The sequence below is a fragment of the Nocardioides jensenii JCM 1364 = NBRC 14755 genome (genome assembly GCF_001552535.1).
GTDB classification, from domain to species: Bacteria; Actinomycetota; Actinomycetes; order Propionibacteriales; family Nocardioidaceae; genus Nocardioides; species Nocardioides jensenii.
This window is the reverse complement of sequence record NZ_BCRJ01000108.1, coordinates 22,498-41,340: the sequence shown is the minus strand read 5'-3', so window position 1 is coordinate 41,340 and position 18,843 is coordinate 22,498. Positions and strand designations below refer to the sequence as shown.

Here is an 18,843-nt window from a genome sequence, read left to right as displayed (position 1 = left end):
CGGACATCCAGTCGCCGGAGCCCGTTTTCATGAACAGGCTCATGGGCGTCCGGGTTGTCCACAGGATGTCGCTTCGTGGGCTGGCGGTGTCGGAGCTCTGACCGAGTCTGGTCACGGAGGTGATGGCCATGACCAGTCAGGTCGTGTTGGAAGGGCGGCTCTCGAAGCCGCCGGAGGAGAAGGTGCTGCCCAGCGGTGACGCCGTGTGGAGCCTGCGCGTGGTGGTGCCGCGGCCCGAGGGAGCGCGCCCCGGGGTGGACTGGATCGACTGCTCGGTCTGGTCGGGACGACTGCGACGGTCGGTGCGCACGTGGACCGTCGGCGACATCGTCGAGGTGGAGGGTGTGCTCCGTCGTCGCTTCTTCCGGGTGGCCGGCACGCCCGTCTCCCGCTTGGAGGTGGAGGCGACCTCCGGCCGCCTCATTCGTCGTTCAGATCCCGCATGAGGACGCCGAGATGTGGCTTCGGTTGGAAGGAGGTGGCCTTCTGGGGGAGCAGATGACCCGACAGAGCCGAGTGGTCCACCTGGTCGAAGGTCGGTGCCGGCAGCAACACGCTGACCCCCTGGCCGGCCCGAGCGATCGCCTCACTCGCTGAGTGGTGGAAGACCAGCCTGGTGACATCGACGTCCCAGTGAGGGATCAGGGTCTCGTGCAGCCAGGTGATCAGCATGGGGGGCACCGTTCCCGGGGCCAGCGTCGCCCAGTCCTGTCCGTCGTGCAGCACCAGTGCGTGCTCGAGCTTGGCCAGGGCCTGATGGCTGGACCGGTGAGTGTGGAACTGGTCACCGTCGACCGCCGCGATCTCCGCGATCGTCGCCAGTGACAGTCGGGGAATCGTGCGGTGGATCGCGCACAGCTGGAGGGGGGTGTCGGCCTGGTCGATGAGCATGACCAGCGTCTGGTCCCAACCGGTGCCGGGCTCGTTGCGCTGAAGTCTCTGCGCGGCGGCGTAGCGGTGATGGCCGTCGGCGATCACCGCGTGGGTCTCGGCGAGCTCGGACCGGAGCAGGTCCACCGTGGCAGGTTCGGTGATCCGCCAGATGCGCTGGAGCTGGTCACTCGGGTCGGTGTAGACCAGTTGCGGTTCACCCAAGGTCGTCTCGTCGAGCACGGCGCGCACCGAGGGAGAGCCACGATGCATCAGGAGGATGGGGGCCGGGTTGAGGGTCATCTCGTGCATCCGGTCGGCCAACTGCTGGACCTGCACCTCCTGCACGCCCTCGTGGGCGAAGATCCGGGAAGCGCTGGTCGGGAGGTCCACCAGGGCGACCAGGCCCCGGATGGTGACGCCTGCGGAGGTGTACTCGTGCACGTACATCGCGGGATCCGGGTCGACGGTCAGGTGTCGGCGGCGCCGCCACTCGCGAAGCCGACCCGGGACCGATCGGTAGGGTCTGGCAAAGATCCGGTGCGAGGCCGGGTCACCCACATAGCTGTTGGCCAGCCGGAGGGCACGGAAGGGACGCAGGTCGAACCTGGGGCGTGGCGCCTGCGGAGTGTCCATTCGACTCATCGTAGGGCGCGGTTCCCAATCCCTGCCTGCCGGGCGATCAACCAGGAGGACCACGCGTGCTCAAGAAATCGGCTCAACCGCTGAGTGACCGCTTCGACCTGGCGATGCTGGACCTGGACGGTGTGGTCTACATCGGGGCATCCGCCGTGCCCGGTGCTCCCGAGCACCTGCGCCGCGCCCGCGAGACCGGCATGCACCTGGCGTTCGTGACCAACAACGCCTCCCGGCCGCCGGCCCGCGTGGCCGAGCACCTCACCGAGCTGGGCATCGACGCGTCACCGGGCGACGTGGTCACGTCGGCACAGGCGGCGGCGCACCTGCTGGCCGGAATGCTCGAGCCCGGAGCGCCGGTGTTCCTGCTCGGCAGCGCCGGCCTCGAGGAGTCCCTGGTGGAGGAGGGACTGCGCCCGGTCCGGGGGCTCAATGACAACCCGGTCGCCGTGGTCACCGGCTACGACCCGGAACTGCCGTGGCGACGTCTGATGCAGGGCGCCGTACTGATCCGCAACGGCGTGCCCTGGGTGGCCTCCAACACCGATGGCACCGTGCCCACCGAATACGGGCTCGGCCCAGGACACGGAGTGCAGGTGAAGATGCTTGCCGACTTCTCGGGGGTGGAGCCGATCGTCGCCGGCAAGCCACGACGTCCACTGCTCGACGAGACCGTGCGGCGGGTCGGTGGCGAGCGTCCCTTGATGGTGGGGGACCGGCTCGACACCGACATCGAGGGTGCCAACGGTGCCGGTCTGGACTCCCTCCTGGTGCTCACCGGTGTCACGGGGCTGGCCGACCTCGCCGACGCGGGACCGGAGCTGCGGCCGACGTACCTCTCGTCCGACCTCGGTGGCCTGTTCGTCCCACACCCGGCGCCCGAGTCCGAGGGTGGGTGGGTGGTGCTGAACCAGTGGCGGGCGCGCGCCGCGGAGGGCCGTCTGTCGGTCGAGGGCCACGGAGCCGTCGACGACTGGTGGCGGGTCGCGGTGACCGCCGCCTGGCGGCACCGGGACGAGCAGGGCCATCCGCTCGACGTGGAGGGTGTCACGGCTCCCGAGGCCGAAGGACGACAGGTACGGTGACGTCATGAGCGTTCAGTTCCCCACACCGGGCCCGCCCCCGGGCCGTCCCGACAGACTGGTGGAGCCCCTCCAGGTCGAGCAGGACGACGACCGAGGCTCGGCCGGCACGCCGAAGGACGCCTCCCTCGACGAGACCGCCGGCAACACCGCCGCCGGCAACACCGCCGTCGACGAGAGCGCCGACAGTTCCGATGTCTCCCGGGCGGATCGGCGTGCGGTGGATGAGGACGTCGCGGGCGAGAGTCAGGACCAGTCGTCGACAGGCGCCCTCGACCAGCCGAGAACGCCCTCGCTCGAGCAGACGGGCAACCAAGCCGTCGACCGCGTGCTGGCCAGCTTGGACGGTCTCGGCGACCTGCCCGTGGACGAGCACGTCGCCGTCTTCGAACAGGCCCACGAGCAGCTGCGCGGAGCCCTCGACGGCCCGCGCCTGCCGCGGCCCTGACGCCGTGCCACCACGACGACTGCGGCTCGACGCCGAGCTCGTACGACGCCAGCTGGCCCGCTCGCGCGAGCACGCCAGCGAGCTGATCGCAGCACGGAGGGTCAAGGTCAACGGTGCCTTCGCCGCGAAGCCAGCGACCGGGGTGACCACCGACGTGGCGATTGTCGTGATCGAGGACCCGGACCGTCCCGACTACGCATCCAGGGGCGGTCACAAGCTGGCCGGGGCGCTGGCGGCCTTCACCCCGCTCGGGCTCACCGTCTCCGGCCGACGCTGCCTCGACGCGGGCGCTTCGACCGGTGGGTTCACCGATGTCCTTCTGCGCAACAACGCCGCGGAGGTGCTGGCCGTCGACGTGGGCTACGGCCAGCTCGTCTGGCGTCTCCAACAGGACGAACGGGTCCGGGTGCACGACCGCACCAACATCCGTGACCTCTCCCTCGACATCATCGGCGACCCCGTCGACCTGGTGGTTGGCGACCTCTCCTTCATCTCCCTCGAGCTCGTCCTCGACGCGCTGGTCGCGGTCACCCGTGCCGACGGAGACCTCGCGCTGATGGTCAAGCCCCAGTTCGAGGTCGGCAAGAACCGGGTCGGCAAGGGCGGCGTCGTACGCGACCTGGCCCTGCGTGCCGAAGCAGTCGAAGGCGTCGCTGCGGCCGCAGGCCGCCGAGGGTGGGGTGCGCGGGCGGTCACCACGAGCCCGTTGCCGGGCCCGTCCGGAAATGTCGAGTTCTTCCTGTGGCTGCGCGCGGGGGTGGCGACCATCGGTGCCGAGGAGATCACCGCCGAGGTGGAGCGCTCCGGTGGCCTGGGGGTCCCGGGTGAGAAGGTTGACCCGTGACTGTGCCTGAGCCCCGCCGCGTCCTGCTGCTGGCGCACACCGGACGAGACGACGCCCGGGAGGTGGCCCGCGCCTTCTGCAAGGCGTTGACCGACCACGGCATCATCGTCCGACTGCTCGACGCCGAGGCCAACGACCTCGCCATCGTGGCGTCGTCCTTCGAGCCCGAGATCGAGGTCGTCCACGAGGATTCCGCCGCGGCCCTCGATTGCGAGCTCGCGGTCGTCATCGGTGGCGACGGAACCATCCTGCGCGCCGCCGAGATCACCCACGGGCAGTCGACACCCCTGCTCGGCGTCAACCTGGGCCATGTCGGCTTCCTCGCCGAGGCCGAGTACGACGACGTCGACTCCACGATCCAGGCGATCATCCAGCGCAACTACACCGCCGAGGAACGCCTCACCATCGACGTGTCGGTCTACCGGGACAAGGAGCTCGTCGCCAGCACGTTCGCCCTCAACGAGGCCAGCGTCGAGAAGGCTGCCCGCGAGCGGATGCTCGAGGTCGTCGTCGAGATCGACGGCCGCCCTCTGTCGCGATGGGGTTGTGACGGTGTCGTCTGCGCGACCCCGACCGGCTCCACGGCCTACAACTTCAGTGCCGGAGGCCCCGTGGTGTGGCCCGGGGTCGAGGCTCTCCTGATGGTGCCGATCAGCGCCCACGCACTCTTCGCGCGGCCGATGGTCGTCGCCCCCACCTCGGTGCTTGCCGTCGAGGTGCTGGCCCGCACCGAGGGCGCAGGCGTTCTCTGGTGCGACGGTCGGCGCACGGTCGACCTGCCGCCCGGGGCTCGCATCGAAGTGCGCAGGGGCGCGTCCCCGGTGCACCTGGTCCGGCTGCACCAGGCACCCTTCACCGACCGGCTGGTGGCCAAGTTCGGGCTCTCCGTCGAGGGCTGGCGCGGTGCCTCCGAACGACGTCGCCGCAACGGTGGTGCCGAGGGATGATCGAGGAGATCAGGATCAAGTCGCTCGGCGTCATCGACTCCTCGACCCTCGAGCTCGGCCCCGGCCTGACCGTCATCACCGGTGAGACCGGTGCCGGAAAGACCATGGTGGTCACCGCACTCGGCCTGCTCCTCGGCGGTCGGGCTGACCCTGGGGCAGTGCGCTCGGGTGCCCGCTCGGCGCGGGTCGAGGGGGTCGTCGTCGCCACCTCGCTGCCGTCCTTCGTGACCGCAGTCGACGTACTCGGCGGTGAGGTCGAGGACGACCGCGTCGTGCTGGCCCGCAACATCGCGGGCGAGGGCCGGTCCCGCGCCTTCGTGGGAGGCGCTTCGGTGCCCGCCTCGCAGCTGGCCGAGGTCACCGACGGGCTCGTGGCCGTGCACGGTCAGTCCGACCAGCACCGACTGCTCAAGCCGGCCGCACAGCGCCACGCTCTCGATCTGTTCGGCGGCGCGAAGGTGCGCAAGCTGGCCGCCCAGTACGCCGACCTGCATGCCCGGCTCGGCGCGGTCGAGTCCGAGCTCACCGAGGTGGTCGCCAGTGCCCGGGAGCGGGCCCGCGAGGCCGATCTGTTGCGTTTCGGGCTCGACGAGATCGCCGCCGTCGAACCGCAACCCGGCGAAGACGAGTCGCTCGCCGCCGAAGAAGAGCGCCTCGGGTTTGCCGACACACTGCGTACCGCCGCCGAGCAGGCGCGCGAAGCACTCTCGGCCGAGCAGGGGGGCCCCGACGCGCTCGGGGCGACCGGCGCCGCGCGTCGACTTCTCGACGGCGTCCGCGACCACGACAAGGCAGCCGCGGAGCTGGCCGACCGACTGGCGGAGGTCGGCTACCTGCTCTCCGACGTCGCCGCCGACGTCGCGTCCTATGCGAGTGGGCTCGACATCGACCCCGCCCGGCTGGCCACGGTCTCCGAGCGTCGCGCCGGCCTGACCGCGCTGACCCGCAAGTACGGCGACACCGTCGCTGAGGTGCTGGCGTGGTCGGAGGAGGCAGCGCGCAAACTGCTCGACCTCGACGGCACCGACGACCGCATCGCCGAGCTGCGTGGGGAGCGTGCCCGTCTCCGCGGCGAGCTGGGGACGGTCGCCGAGGCGCTGTCGAAGGCACGCACCGATGCCGCCGGTCGACTCTCGCGCGTGGTCTCCGACGAGCTCACCCTGTTGGCCATGCCGCACGCGAGCGTGCTGGTCGACGTGCGCCAGCAGGCGGCGGAGGCGCCGGAGTCCGAGGAACGAGCCGGCGCTCCCTTGAAGGTCGGCAAGCGCTGGCTGCGCTACACCGCCACCGGGGTCGATGACGTCGAGATCCTGCTCGCGGCCAACAAGGGCGCCGACGCCAGGGCCCTGCACAAGGGAGCCTCGGGTGGAGAGCTCTCGCGCGTGATGCTCGCCCTCGAGGTGGCGCTGGCCGAGACCAGCCCGGTTCCGACGTTCGTCTTCGACGAGGTCGACGCCGGCGTCGGTGGCAAGGCCGCGGTCGAGGTGGGCCGACGTCTGGCCACCCTGGCCCGCACCTCCCAGGTGCTGGTGGTGACTCACCTGCCCCAGGTCGCGGCGTACGCCGACAGGCATGTCGTCGTGGCCAAGTCGAGCGACGGCACCGTCACCACCTCGGGCCTGACCGTGCTCACCGAGGCCGACCGGGTCCGTGAGCTCTCCCGCATGCTGGCCGGCATGGAGGAGTCCGACACCGCCCTGGCGCACGCCCAGGAGCTGCTCGAGACGGCCCGCGCCTCGCGCGCCTGACCTGGCTGCCGAGGCGTCGCAGGACGGGTCAGTCACCTGCCCGGGGTGCTTCCAGTCACCCTCCGCGTGGCCTCCCGAATCAGGCGGAGTGGCGTGCCACCATGAATCGGTCATGAAGATGCCTACTCGCCAGCCCCGTGAAGCCGCCCCGCCCGGCATCGTCGGCACCGCCCGTGTCGACCGCCGTACCCGCACCCTGATCAGCCGACTCGAACCTGGCGACATCGCAGTCCTCGACCACCTCGACATGGACCGGGCCACGGCCCAGCGTCTCGTCGATGCCGAGGTCGCGGCCGTGGTGAACGCCTCGCCGTTCATCTCGGGTCGCTATCCCAACCAGGGTCCGAAGGTCCTCGTCGATGCCGGCATCGCGCTGATCGACTCGGTCGGCCCCGACACCTTGGGTGCGGTCAAGGACGGCCGGAGCCTGCGCGTTCACGAAGGGTCGCTGTTCACCGGAGACGAGTCGGTGGCCACGGGCCGGGTGCTCGACGCCGATCGACTCGCCTCCGAGCTCGACCAGGCCCGCAGCGGCATGAGCAGCCAGTTGGAGAGCTTCACCCACAACAGCTCCGAGTTCCTCCGCCGCGAACAGGAGCTGCTGCTGCACGGCAAGGGCGCCCCGCGTCTCGGCACCCGGATGTCGGGCCGACCCGTCGTGGTCGTCGTGCCCGGGCCGGACCACGAGGCGGAGCTCAAGGGACTGAACCGCTACCTGCGCGAGCAGCGCCCCGTGCTGGTCGGTGTCGATGCCGGCGCCGACGCACTGCTGGCCGTCGGGCTGAAGCCAGACGTGGTCGTGATGAGCGCACCGAGCAGTGCCGACGCCGAAGGGACCCACATCTCGCCGAAGGCGCTGCGCGGTGCCGAGGACGTCGTCGTCCTCGTCGACCGTGGCGCCGGGCGCACCCCCATGGAGTCGCTGGAGCGGCTCGGCGTCCGCCCGCTCCGTTTCGAGACCGGTGCCACCGCGGAGGATGCCGGGCTCATGCTGGCCGCCCTCTCCGATGCCTCACTGATCGTGGCCGTCGGAGCGCACGCCAGTCTCGACGACTTCCTCGACCGGCAGCGCGGCGGCCTGGCCTCCACGTTCCTGACCCGGCTCCGGGTCGGCGCCACCCTGGTCGACGCGCGCGCCGTGCCTGCCCTGTACGCCGGCCGCGTCCGCACCTGGCACCTGTGGCTGGTCCTGCTGATCGGCCTGGTGGCCGTGGCGGCCGCCCTTGCGGTGACGCCCGTCGGTCAGCAATGGATCGACGACCTCCACCCCCACCTCACCGACCTGTACGACCGCGTCAAAGGACTGTTCCCGTGATCTCGTTCCGCTACCACGTCGTCTCCCTCGTTGCCGTGATGCTGGCGCTCGCCGTCGGCGTCGCGCTCGGCGGCGGGCCCCTCTCCGAGATCGGGCGGGGCTCCGACTCCGCCAGCGAGGTCAGGAAGGACAACGAACGGCTCACCGAAGACCTCGAGGAGGCACGGCTGGTTGCCGGGTTCCAGGACAACTTCGGCGCCACCCTGGCCACCTCCCGCGTGGCCAGGTCGCTGAACGGTCGCTCCGTTGCCGTCGTGACCCTGCCCGGGGCCGACGCCAAGCTGGTCGAGGCGCTCTCCGGCCAGGTGACCCGGGCCGGCGGCACCGTCTCCGGCTCCTACGCCCTGGGCAAGACCCTGCTCAACGCCGACGAAGGTTCCCTGGTCGACACCCTCGGCGCCCAGCTCGCAGAGACCACCGAGGACTCGGGCGTGCAGGACGGCGCGGCGACGTACCTCCGGATGGGCCAGTTGATCGCCCGTGCCGTCGGCTCGACCACCCCCGCCGGGGTCGCGGTCGACAAGGGTGCCCGCAACATCCTCTCCAGCCTGGACAGCGCCTCCCTGCTCTCCACCACGACCGGGGGTGACAAGCGCGGCAGCCTGGTGCTGGTCGTGCTCGGCGACGAGCTCACCGGCGATGGCCTCGACAAGCTGCTCGGCGCTCTGGTCACCGGACTGACCAACGGCACGAACGGCGTGGTCGTCGCGGGCGAGACCGACTCCACCACCCTGAGCGCCCTGCGCGACGACTCCGCGGTCACCGAGGTGGCCTCCTCCGTCGACTCCGTGCAGACCCGCGCCGGCCAGCTGGCCACCGTGCTCGCACTGGCCGCCGAGGGCGACGGTGGGCCCGGCCACTACGGCGTCCACGGAAATGACGGGGCCGTTCCGCGAGGCTGATTGCTCCAACCGGCGTTTCCGTTGGTAGCCTAGAACCCCGTAGCAGACACCAGTTCTCCATACCCAGTCTGACAGCGGGAGTTTCCTTGGCCTCATCGGCGCACACCAAGCACGTCTTCGTGACCGGAGGCGTCGCCTCCTCTCTCGGCAAGGGCCTCACGGCCTCGAGCCTGGGCAACCTGCTCAAGTCACGAGGACTCCGCGTCACGATGCAGAAGCTCGACCCCTACCTCAACGTGGACCCGGGCACGATGAACCCGTTCCAGCACGGGGAGGTCTTCGTCACCGACGACGGCGCCGAGACCGACCTCGACATCGGGCACTACGAGCGGTTCCTCGACACCGAGCTGAACCAGATCGCCAACGTGACCACCGGGCAGGTCTACTCGGCGGTCATCGCCAAGGAGCGCCGCGGTGACTACCTGGGCGACACCGTCCAGGTGATCCCGCACATCACGAACGAGATCAAGGACCGGATCCGCGCGATGGGGGGTGACGACGTCGACGTCGTGATCACCGAGATCGGCGGCACGGTCGGCGACATCGAGTCGCTCCCGTTCCTCGAGTCGGCCCGTCAGGTGCGCCACGACATCGGACGCGACAACTGCTTCTTCCTGCACGTCTCGCTCGTGCCCTACCTCGGGCCCTCGGGCGAGCTGAAGACCAAGCCGACCCAGCACTCCGTGGCCGCGCTGCGCTCGATCGGCATCCAGCCCGACGCGATCGTGCTGCGCTCGGACCGCGAGGTGCCGCAGTCGATCAAGGACAAGATCTCCCTGATGTGCGACGTGGAGAAGGAAGCAGTCATCAACTGCGCCGACGCCCCGTCCATCTACGACATCCCCAAGGTGATCCACTCCGAGGGTCTCGACGCGTACGTCGTACGCCGGCTGAACCTGCCGTTCCGTGACGTCGAGTGGACCGTGTGGGACGACCTGCTGCGCCGGGTGCACCACCCCGCGGAAGAGGTCACCGTCGGGCTGGTCGGCAAGTACATCGACCTGCCCGACGCCTACCTCTCCGTCGGTGAGGCCCTCCGTGCCGGTGGCTTCGCCCACGAGGCGAAGGTCAAGATCCAGTGGATCGCCTCCGACGAGTGCGCCACCCCCGCCGGCGCGGCCAAGCACCTCGCCGACGTCGACGCGATCTGCGTGCCCGGCGGGTTCGGCATCCGCGGGATCGAGGGCAAGCTGGGCGCCCTGACCTACGCCCGCACCCACGGCATCCCGACCCTCGGGCTCTGTCTGGGCCTGCAGTGCATGGTGATCGAGTACGCCCGCTCGGTGGCCGGCCTCGAGAAGGCCGCCTCGACCGAGTTCGACCCCGAGGCCCCTGAGCCGGTGATCGCCACGATGGAGGAGCAGAAGTCCTTCGTCGAAGGGGCCGGCGACCTCGGCGGCACCATGCGGCTGGGCACCTACCCGGCGCACCTCAAGGAGGGCAGTGTCGTCCGTGAGGCCTACGGTGAGGCCGAGATCGACGAGCGACACCGCCACCGTTACGAGGTGAACAATGCCTATCGCGACCAGTTGGAGGCCGCCGGCCTGGTGTTCTCGGGCACCTCACCCGACAACAACCTGGTCGAGTTCGTCGAGCTGCCCAAGGACGTGCACCCCTACTACGTCTCCACCCAGGCGCACCCGGAGCTGAAGTCGCGACCCACCAAGCCGCACCCGCTCTTCGCCGGGCTGGTCGGGGCCGCGATCGAGCGTCAGAAGGAACTGCGGTTCCCGATCGACGAGGAACTGCGCCGCAAGGACGAGGACTGATCCCGGGGGGATAGCCTTCGAGCATGACGTTGACTGGAGACACCGCCGAGTCGTGGCCGGTGGCGTCCTCGACCGACCTGCACCGCGACGACTGGGTGGTCGCGTTCCGCACCGACCAGGTGGCGCACCCCGGCGATCCCGACGGCCCGTCCTTCCGTCGCCTGGTGCTGGAGCACCCCGGTGCCGCGATGGTGCTGGCCATCGACGACGACGACCGGGTGCTCTGCCTGCGCCAGTACCGCCACCCTGCACAACGACGTTTCGTCGAGCTGCCGGCGGGCATCTGCGACCACCCGGGTGAGGACCCGCTCGACGTGGCCGTGCGCGAGCTCCGGGAAGAGGTGGAGTTCGAGGCCGCCGAGTGGACCCACCTGCTCTCCGTGTGGGCCTCACCGGGCATCTCCGCCGAGCGGCACCACATCTACCTGGCCCGGGGACTGACTCCCTGCGACCGCGGTGACTTCGAGCTCGAGGCCGAGGAGGCCGACATGGAGACCCTCTGGGTGCCCCTCGACGAGCTGCGGGCCGCAATCCTCGACGGACGGGTGGCCGACGGTCCGGTGGCGCTGGCGGTCTTCGCCCACGACGCGAGGCGATCGCACTGACCGCCGACACCCCGACCACCGGTGGCATCACCCGCGCCGTCCGCACCTATCTCGACCACCTCGCCGTCGAGCGTGGGCTGGCCAAGAACACCTTGACCTCCTACCGGCGCGACCTGCGGCGCTACCAGGAGTACCTCACGGCGCAGGACGTCGCCGAGCTCGACGAGGTGACCGAGGCCGTCGTGGCCGGGTTCCTGGTCCGGCTGCGCGAAGGCGACGCCGAGCACCAGCCGCTGGGCTCCACGTCGGCCGCGCGCACCGTCGTCGCTGTCCGCGGCTTCCACAAGTTCGCCGTGCGTGACGGGCTGGCCGAGCTCGACCCGGCCGCCGCGGTCAAGCCACCGACCCCTGCCAAGCGGCTGCCCAAGGCCCTGCCGCTCTCCGACGTCGAGGCGATCCTCGACGCCGCCGGCTCCGAGGGCACCTCGCTGGCCGCGCGGGACCGCGCCTTGCTGGAGGTGCTCTACGGCACCGGTGCCCGCATCTCCGAGGCGGTCGGCCTCGACGTCGACGACATCGACCTGGTCGACGGCACCGTTCGGCTGCGGGGCAAGGGCAGCAAGGAACGCGTCGTCCCGGTCGGCTCCTTCGCTCGCGAGGCGGTCACGGCGTACGTCGAGGGCGGGCGGCGCGAGCTGGTCGGCAACGGTGCCGGCGGGCCGGCCCTGTTCCTCAACGCCCGCGGGGGGCGGCTGTCACGGCAGAGTGCCTGGGCCGTCCTGGTGCGCACCGCCGAGAAGGCCGGCGTGACCCGCGACGTCTCGCCCCACACCCTGCGTCACTCGTTCGCCACCCACCTCCTCGACGGTGGGGCCGACGTACGCGTCGTGCAGGAGCTGCTCGGTCACGCGTCGGTGACGACCACGCAGGTCTACACCCTGGTCACCGTCGACAACCTCCGCGAGGTCTTCGCGACCGCCCACCCACGCGCCCGAAGCTGATGGGCAGCGCACCGATCGGAACCAACAGATGACCACCCACCTCGGCACGTGGACCGGTGCCAACGACGCCGACACGCTCTACGACGCCTTCACCGGCTGGGCGCAGGAGCGTGGCCTGCCGCTCTACCCGCACCAGGACGAGGCGGTCATCGAGCTGCTCTCGGGCAACAACGTCATCCTGGCCACCCCCACCGGGTCCGGGAAGTCCATGGTCGCGCTGGGCGCCCACTTCGCCGCACTCAACCGCGACCAGGTCAGCTTCTACACCGCACCGATCAAGGCACTGGTCAGCGAGAAGTTCTTCGCACTGTGCGAGATCTTCGGCGCCGACAACGTCGGGATGCTCACCGGCGACGCATCGGTGAACGCCGATGCCCCGATCATCGCCTGCACCGCCGAGGTGCTGGCCAACATCGCCCTGCGCGAAGGGGCTGACGCTGACGTCGGACTCGTCGTGATGGACGAGTTCCACTTCTACTCCGAGCCCGACCGGGGCTGGGCCTGGCAGGTGCCGCTGCTGACCCTGCCGCACGCGCAGTTCCTGCTGATGTCGGCCACACTCGGCGACGTCAGCCCTTTCGTCGAGGATCTCACCCGCCGCACGACGCGACCGACCGTGATCGTCGACGACGCCGAACGACCGGTACCCCTGACCTTCACCTGGGCGATGACGCCGCTCGCCGAGACCGTCGAGGAGCTCGTCACCACCAAGCAGGTGCCGGCGTACGTCGTGCACTTCACCCAGAAGGACGCCGTCGAGCACGCCAACCAGCTGCTCTCGCCGGGGTCGTTCGGGTCGAAGATCGTCACCCGCGAGGAGCGCGACGCGATCGCCGACCGAATCGGAGCGTTCAAGTTCGGCGCCGGCTTCGGGCGCACGCTCTCGAAGCTGGTCCGCAGCGGCATCGGGGTGCACCACGCCGGCATGCTCCCGAAATACCGTCGCCTGGTCGAGCAGCTCGCCCAGGACGGCCTGCTCAAGGTGATCTGCGGCACCGACACCCTCGGCGTGGGCATCAACGTGCCGATCCGCACCGTGCTCTTCACCGGGCTCGCCAAGTTCGACGGCACCCGCCAGCGCACCCTGCGCATCCGCGAGTTCCAGCAGATCGCCGGTCGCGCGGGCCGGGCCGGCTTCGACACCGCCGGGTACGTCGTCGTGCAGGCGCCCGAGCACGTGATCGAGAACGAGAAGGCCAAGGCGAAGGCCGCCGCCAAGAATGCCGCGAACGCCAAGAAGAAGAGCAAGGCGCAGCTGCGCAAGCCACCCGAGGGCACGGTCGTGTGGACCGAGGAGACCTTCGGCCGACTGGTCGAGGGCAACCCTGAGGCGCTGGTCTCGCGGATGCGGGTCGACAACTCGATGCTGCTCAACGTGGTGGCCCGCGAGACCGACGCGTTCGCGGTCATGCGCGACCTGCTCCGAGACAACCACGAGGACCCACGCAACCGGCCCCGGCTGATCCGTCGGGCGCTGCGTCTGGCGCGTTCGCTGGTGCAGTCGGGAGTGCTGACCCGGCTGACCGAGGTCGACACCCTGGGCCGGCGGTTCGTGCTCACCACGGACCTGCCGGAGGACTTCGCGCTCAACCAGCCACTGGCCCACTTCGCGCTGGCTGCGCTCGACGTGCTCGACCCCGAGGACTCCGATCACCTGCTCAACCAGGTGTCGGTGGTCGAGGCCGTGCTCGAGGGGCCGAGACAGATCCTCTTCGCCCAGCAGCACGCGGCGCGAGGCGAGGCGGTGGCCGAGATGAAGGCCGACGGCATCGAGTACGACGAACGCATGGCCCTGCTCGACGAGGTGACCTGGCCCCAACCGTTGGCCGAGCTGCTCGGGGCGACGTACGAGATGTATCGGCAGAGCCACCCCTGGCTGCCCGAGGACGGACTGGCCCCGAAGTCGATCGTGCGTGAGATGTATGAGCAGGGGATGAGCTTCACCGACTTCGTCGGCCGCTATCAGCTGGCCCGGTCCGAGGGGCTGGTGCTGCGGTATCTCACCGACGCCTACCGCACCCTGCGGCACACCATCCCCGACGCCCACCGCACCCCCGAGCTCGAGGAGCTGGTCGAGTGGCTGGGGGAGACCATCCGCCAGACGGACTCCTCGCTGCTCGACGAGTGGGAGGCACTCACCGACCCCGACCGGATCGGGGCGGCAGCGTCGGGCGAGCCTCCGCCCCCGCCACGGCCGCTGTCGATGCAGGAACGGCCCTTCCGGGTGATGATCCGCAACGCGATGTTCCGCCGGGTCGAGCTGTGTGCCCGTGACGACCTCGACGGCCTGATGCGCGGCGAACGCGCCACGGCCGATCTCTTCGACCCGCCGCGTGAGATCGGGATGTCGCGCAGCCAGTGGGACGAGGCGCTCGAGGCCTATTTCGACGAGCACGACTCCATCGGCACCGCCGGCGACGCCCGCGGTCCCGACCTGCTGCAGATCACGCCGGGCACCGATCCGGAACTGGGTCGCACCTGGGAGGCGCGTCAGGTCATCGACGACCCCGAGGGACACCACGACTGGGTGATCGAGGCCAGCGTCGACCTGGACGCGTCCGACGACCTGGGTCAGGCGATCGTCACGTCGACCGCGATGCGCCGGCTGTGACCTGCCCGGATTCCTCCACAGGGTTCTGCACAGGCAACACTTGATCTGTGCAACTGAGCGCACAGTTCTGCACACCTTGTGCACAGATTTCCCCATGAACACGGGGATCTGGCCTCCCGCCTTGTTCGGGTCGGAGCAGGGGCTCTAGAGTCGCCGCAGGCTCGGGCACAAGTCGCCGAGTCGACATTGCACTGGAGTTGGAGGAGCGGTACATGAGCGGCGACGGAAATTTCTCCGGCAGTTTCTCCGGCCTTCCCGGTCAGGCGGGCAGCGGCGCGCCGCAGATGCCGCCCCTGCTCCGACCTCCCGTCGCACCGACTTCCCCCGGAGATGACCACCGCGTGAGCGACCCCATTCCGTTCCAGCCCCGGCAGACCGCACCCGAGCCCGAGGAGACCCGGGCACCGGCCGATGCCCTGATCGACGAGCCGGCGAAGCTGGGCCCGACCGGCCGACCGATGCCGCACCTGCCCGAGCCGGGCCCGGTGACCGCCCACGGTGGCGCCCGGGTGATCTCGATGTGCAACCAGAAGGGTGGGGTCGGCAAGACCACGACCACGATCAACCTGGGTGCCGCGCTGGCCGAGCTCGGCCGCAAGGTGCTGCTGGTCGACTTCGACCCGCAGGGCTCGCTCTCGGTCGGGCTCGGTCTGAACCCGCACGAGATGGAGCTCTCCATCTACAACCTGCTCATGGAGCGAGACGTCACCTACGACGAGGTCGTCGTGCCGACCGGCGTCCCCGGCATGGACCTGCTGCCCTCCAACATCGACCTCTCGGCCGCCGAGGTGCAGCTGGTGCACGAGGTGGCCCGCGAGCAGACCCTGCAGCGTGTGCTGGCGCCCGCCATCGAGAAGTACGACGTCATCCTGATCGACTGCCAGCCCTCGCTCGGACTGTTGACCGTCAACGCGTTGACCGCCTCCGACGGGGTGATCGTTCCGCTGGAGTGCGAGTACTTCGCGCTGCGAGGTGTGGCCCTGCTCAAGACCACGATCGACAAGGTCCAGGAGCGGCTCAACCCCAAGCTCGAGATCGACGGTGTGCTCGGCACCATGTTCGACGGCCGCACGCTGCACAGCCGCGAGGTGATGGAGCGACTCGTGCACGCCTGGGGCGACACGGTGTTCCACACGGTGATCCGCCGCACGATCAAGTTCTCCGACTCGACGGTGGCCGGTGAGCCGATCACGACGTACGCCTCGTCGTCGGCCGGCGCCGACTCCTACCGCCAGTTGGCCAAGGAGGTGCTGGCGCGTGTCTCGACGGGTGAGCCTGCCCGCGGCTGACGACCTGTTCCGGCCCACCACGACCGCCGCCAGCGAGGACACCCGGGACACCGCACGCGGCACCGGCCCCACGGCCGTGCCGGACGCACCGGAGTCGGCCACGCCGCCGGTGCGCAAGCCGAGTGGCCGGATCCGCCACGACGAGAAGATGACGGTCTACGTCACCTCCGATGAGCTGCTCGACATCGAGCATGCGCGCCTGCTGCTGCGACGCACTCAGGGGATGGCCGTCGACCGGGGTCGCCTGGTCCGGTCGGCGATCGCGATCGCGCTGGCCGACCTGGAGGAGAACGGCGACGACTCGATGCTGGTCACCCGCTTGAGGGAGTCGTGAGCGAGGCGGACGCCGTGGCCGTGGCACCAGAGGAAGGCGGGGTCACCGCCGCCTTCGCGGTCCACCTGACCAACTTCGAAGGCCCCTTCGACCTGCTTCTCAACCTGATCGCCAAGCACAAGCTCGACATCACCGAGGTGGCGCTGTCGGCGGTCACCGACGAGTTCATCGCCTACGTCAAGGCCGGTGGTCCGATCTGGGATCTAGAGCAGACCACCTCGTTCCTGCTGGTCGCCTCGACGCTCCTCGACCTGAAGGCCGCGCGGCTGCTGCCCCAGGGCGATGTCGAGGACGAGGAGGACCTTGCCCTGCTGGAGGCTCGTGACCTGCTCTTCGCCCGGCTCATGCAGTACAAGGCGTTCAAGCAGGTGGCCGGCGTGCTGGAGCAGCGTCTCGCGGGGGAGTCCCGCCGTTTCCCGCGCTCCGTCGGCCTCGAGGAGCGGTTCGCGACCCTGTTGCCCGAGGTGCTGATCGGCATCGGCCTCGACCAGTTCGCCCAGCTCGCGGCGAAGGCCCTGGCACCCAAGCCGGTGCTGGAGGTCTCGCTGCAGCACATCCACGCCGCCAAGGTGTCGGTCAAGGAGCAGGCCGCCCTGGTCGTCGAGCGACTGCGGCGTACCGGCACGATCACCTTCCGCTCCTTGTGCGGTGACTCGCCCGACACCCTGACCACCGTGGCCCGGTTCCTGTCCCTGCTCGAGCTCTTCCGCGAGGGCGCGGTCGCCTTCGACCAGGTGACCCCGTTGGGTGAGCTGACGATCCGCTGGACCGGCAACGAGGACGACGAGATCGAGATCAACGACGAGTTCGACGGTGCACCGCCGGTCGACGACGCCGCGCCCGACGCACCCGAGCAGAACGAGGACGACGCATGACAGACGAGACCGGGACCCCGGTGAGCGAGGCCGAGGATGCCCCGGCCGAGGATGCCCGGGCCGAGGATGCCCAGGCGGACGTCGAGACGCTCGATGTCGTTGTCGCCGAGCTGCGCCCGTCCCTCGAGGCGATCCTGATGGTCGCCGACCAGCCGCTCGACCAGGTCACCCTGGCCTCCGCTGTCGGCCACCCGGTCGGGGACGTGACCGCCGCACTCGACGACCTTGCCCGCGAGTACGTCGAGCAGGGTCGCGGGTTCGAGCTGCGCAACGTCGCCGGAGGCTGGCGCTACTACACCCGGGACGAGCACGCGGCCGTGGTCGAGGCATTCGTGCTCGAAGGACAGCAGGCGCGCCTGACCCAGGCCGCGCTCGAGACGCTCGCCGTGGTGGCCTACAAGCAGCCGGTGTCCCGGGCCCGGGTCTCGGCGATCCGTGGCGTCAACGTGGACGGCGTGATGCGCACCCTGCTCACCCGAGGGCTGGTCGAGGAGGCCGGTCAGGACGGAGAGACCGGCGCGAACCTCTACCGCACCACCACCTACTTCCTCGAACGCATCGGGGTCACCGACATCACCGACCTGCCCGAGCTCGCCCCGTTCCTGCCGGACATGGCCGACATGGAGGACGACCTGGCCGCGCTTGCCGGTGGCAGCGACGAGGCGGTCGCAGCCGTGGCCGCCGAGGTGCCCACCGATCCCGTGGCCGCCGAGGTGCCCGTCGACGCCGCAGACGACGCCGAGGTGCCCGTCGACGCCGCAGACGACGCCGAGGTGCCCGCCGACGCCGCAGACGACGTCGATGCGCCCGTCGATGCCGCGGCCGAGCTCGACGAGACGGAATCCACATGAGCGCCGGCGAGACCGAGGACGACGGTCTGGTCCGGCTGCAGAAGCATCTGGCCCAGTCGGGCGTGGCCTCGCGACGCAAGTGCGAGGAAGTCATGCTCGCGGGCCTGGTCGAGGTCGACGGCGAGATCGTCACCCGGCTGGGCACCAAGATCGACCCACGCACCGCGGTGATCCACGTCGACGGCAAGCGACTCCCGCCGATCAGCCCCCACGTCTATCTGGTGCTGAACAAGCCTCGCGGCATCGTCTCGACGATGTCCGACCCCGAGGGCCGTCCCACCCTGAGCGACTTCGTGGCCGATCGCCCCGAGCGGCTCTTCCACGTCGGACGGCTCGACACCGACACCTCGGGCCTGATCCTGCTCACCAACGACGGCGACTTCGCCCAACGGGTGGCACACCCGTCCTACGAGCTGCAGAAGACCTATGTGGCCGAGGTCGAGGGCGAGGCGACCAAGGACACGATCGCGAAGCTGCTCGCCGGAGTCACTCTCGAGGACGGCCCGGTCGAGGTCTCCCGTGCTCGTGTGATGAGCCACGGTCGGGGGCAGGGCGGAGCGAAGGGACGCACGATTGTCGAACTGGTGATCCACGAGGGCCGCAACCGCATCGTCCGTCGTCTGCTCGACCACCTCGGTCACCCCGTGCGCAACCTCACCCGCACCGCCATCGGTCCGGTCCTGTTGGGCACGCTCAAACTCGGCAAGATGCGCGAACTGACCCACGACGAGCTCGGAGAGCTGCTCGACGCGGCCAAGCTCTGAGGCGGCGTCGAG

18 protein-coding genes are annotated in these 18,843 nt (G+C 70.0%); 17 read left to right on the top strand and 1 reads right to left on the bottom strand.

The annotated features are described in order from the left end of the window. The first annotated feature begins 128 nt into the window (after positions 1 to 128). The gene (locus NJ4_RS21250) at positions 129 to 446 is read left to right on the top strand and encodes a single-stranded DNA-binding protein (RefSeq protein ID WP_245644656.1); all 318 of its coding nucleotides are present in this window, start codon (positions 129 to 131) and stop codon (positions 444 to 446) included. Here NJ4_RS21250 and NJ4_RS21245 read toward each other — a convergent pair. Then, positions 421 to 1,506 carry a DUF1015 family protein gene (locus tag NJ4_RS21245; RefSeq protein WP_067440117.1) on the bottom strand — a complete coding sequence of 362 codons (1,086 nt, stop codon included), beginning with the start codon at positions 1,504 to 1,506 and terminating at the stop codon, positions 421 to 423. The two genes, NJ4_RS21250 and NJ4_RS21245, sit on opposite strands and share 26 nt — an antisense overlap. A 65-nt stretch (positions 1,507 to 1,571) precedes the next feature. Here NJ4_RS21245 and NJ4_RS21240 point away from each other — a divergent pair, with 65 nt between their 5' ends. The 16 genes from NJ4_RS21240 to NJ4_RS21165 all read left to right on the top strand — a co-directional run bounded on the left by NJ4_RS21240 (position 1,572) and on the right by NJ4_RS21165 (position 18,831). Next, the gene (locus tag NJ4_RS21240) at positions 1,572 to 2,591 is read left to right on the top strand and encodes an HAD-IIA family hydrolase (RefSeq protein ID WP_245644655.1); all 1,020 of its coding nucleotides are present in this window, start codon (positions 1,572 to 1,574) and stop codon (positions 2,589 to 2,591) included. 4 nt (positions 2,592 to 2,595) lie between these two features. Next, complete coding sequence (locus NJ4_RS21235) at positions 2,596 to 3,036, top strand: hypothetical protein (protein ID WP_157551271.1); 441 nt, start codon at positions 2,596 to 2,598, stop codon at positions 3,034 to 3,036. Positions 3,037 to 3,040: 4 nt separating this feature from the next. Further along, a complete protein-coding gene (locus NJ4_RS21230; protein WP_067440111.1) occupies positions 3,041 to 3,880 on the top strand; it encodes a TlyA family RNA methyltransferase in 840 nt (279 codons plus the stop codon). A gap of 2 nt (positions 3,881 to 3,882) precedes the next feature. Next, complete coding sequence (locus NJ4_RS21225; RefSeq protein ID WP_217996946.1) at positions 3,883 to 4,827, top strand: NAD kinase; 945 nt, start codon at positions 3,883 to 3,885, stop codon at positions 4,825 to 4,827. Beyond that, entirely contained in the window at positions 4,824 to 6,575 is a 1,752-nt protein-coding gene (gene recN, locus NJ4_RS21220) for a DNA repair protein RecN (protein WP_067440105.1), read from the top strand. The genes NJ4_RS21225 and recN overlap by 4 nt, the downstream gene beginning before the upstream one ends. A 112-nt stretch (positions 6,576 to 6,687) precedes the next feature. Next, positions 6,688 to 7,890: a putative cytokinetic ring protein SteA gene (gene steA, locus NJ4_RS21215; RefSeq protein WP_067440102.1), complete on the top strand. Its 1,203-nt coding sequence runs from the start codon at positions 6,688 to 6,690 to the stop codon at positions 7,888 to 7,890. Next, the gene (locus NJ4_RS21210) at positions 7,887 to 8,792 is read left to right on the top strand and encodes a copper transporter (protein WP_067440099.1); all 906 of its coding nucleotides are present in this window, start codon (positions 7,887 to 7,889) and stop codon (positions 8,790 to 8,792) included. The genes steA and NJ4_RS21210 overlap by 4 nt, the downstream gene beginning before the upstream one ends. An 86-nt stretch (positions 8,793 to 8,878) precedes the next feature. Further along, the gene (locus tag NJ4_RS21205) at positions 8,879 to 10,561 is read left to right on the top strand and encodes a CTP synthase (RefSeq protein WP_067440097.1); all 1,683 of its coding nucleotides are present in this window, start codon (positions 8,879 to 8,881) and stop codon (positions 10,559 to 10,561) included. A gap of 23 nt (positions 10,562 to 10,584) precedes the next feature. Beyond that, complete coding sequence (locus NJ4_RS21200) at positions 10,585 to 11,166, top strand: NUDIX domain-containing protein (RefSeq protein ID WP_067440092.1); 582 nt, start codon at positions 10,585 to 10,587, stop codon at positions 11,164 to 11,166. Continuing rightward, positions 11,163 to 12,107: a site-specific tyrosine recombinase XerD gene (gene xerD / locus NJ4_RS21195; RefSeq protein ID WP_082748990.1), complete on the top strand. Its 945-nt coding sequence runs from the start codon at positions 11,163 to 11,165 to the stop codon at positions 12,105 to 12,107. Before NJ4_RS21200 ends, xerD begins: the two co-directional genes overlap by 4 nt. Before the next feature lie 28 nt (positions 12,108 to 12,135). Then, complete coding sequence (locus NJ4_RS21190; protein ID WP_067440087.1) at positions 12,136 to 14,718, top strand: DEAD/DEAH box helicase; 2,583 nt, start codon at positions 12,136 to 12,138, stop codon at positions 14,716 to 14,718. A gap of 284 nt (positions 14,719 to 15,002) precedes the next feature. Continuing rightward, positions 15,003 to 16,007 carry a ParA family protein gene (locus NJ4_RS21185; protein WP_067440136.1) on the top strand — a complete coding sequence of 335 codons (1,005 nt, stop codon included), beginning with the start codon at positions 15,003 to 15,005 and terminating at the stop codon, positions 16,005 to 16,007. After that, the gene (locus tag NJ4_RS21180; protein WP_067440084.1) at positions 15,976 to 16,341 is read left to right on the top strand and encodes a hypothetical protein; all 366 of its coding nucleotides are present in this window, start codon (positions 15,976 to 15,978) and stop codon (positions 16,339 to 16,341) included. Before NJ4_RS21185 ends, NJ4_RS21180 begins: the two co-directional genes overlap by 32 nt. Then, a complete protein-coding gene (locus NJ4_RS21175; RefSeq protein WP_082748988.1) occupies positions 16,338 to 17,216 on the top strand; it encodes a segregation and condensation protein A in 879 nt (292 codons plus the stop codon). The genes NJ4_RS21180 and NJ4_RS21175 overlap by 4 nt, the downstream gene beginning before the upstream one ends. Then, positions 17,213 to 18,067, top strand: coding sequence for an SMC-Scp complex subunit ScpB (gene scpB / locus NJ4_RS25315; protein WP_082748987.1), 855 nt, complete (start codon positions 17,213 to 17,215; stop codon positions 18,065 to 18,067). The genes NJ4_RS21175 and scpB overlap by 4 nt, the downstream gene beginning before the upstream one ends. Further along, positions 18,064 to 18,831 (top strand): pseudouridine synthase, encoded by a 768-nt coding sequence (locus NJ4_RS21165; RefSeq protein ID WP_067440081.1) that lies wholly within the window; start codon positions 18,064 to 18,066, stop codon positions 18,829 to 18,831. The genes scpB and NJ4_RS21165 overlap by 4 nt, the downstream gene beginning before the upstream one ends. The last annotated feature ends 12 nt before the right edge of the window (positions 18,832 to 18,843 follow it).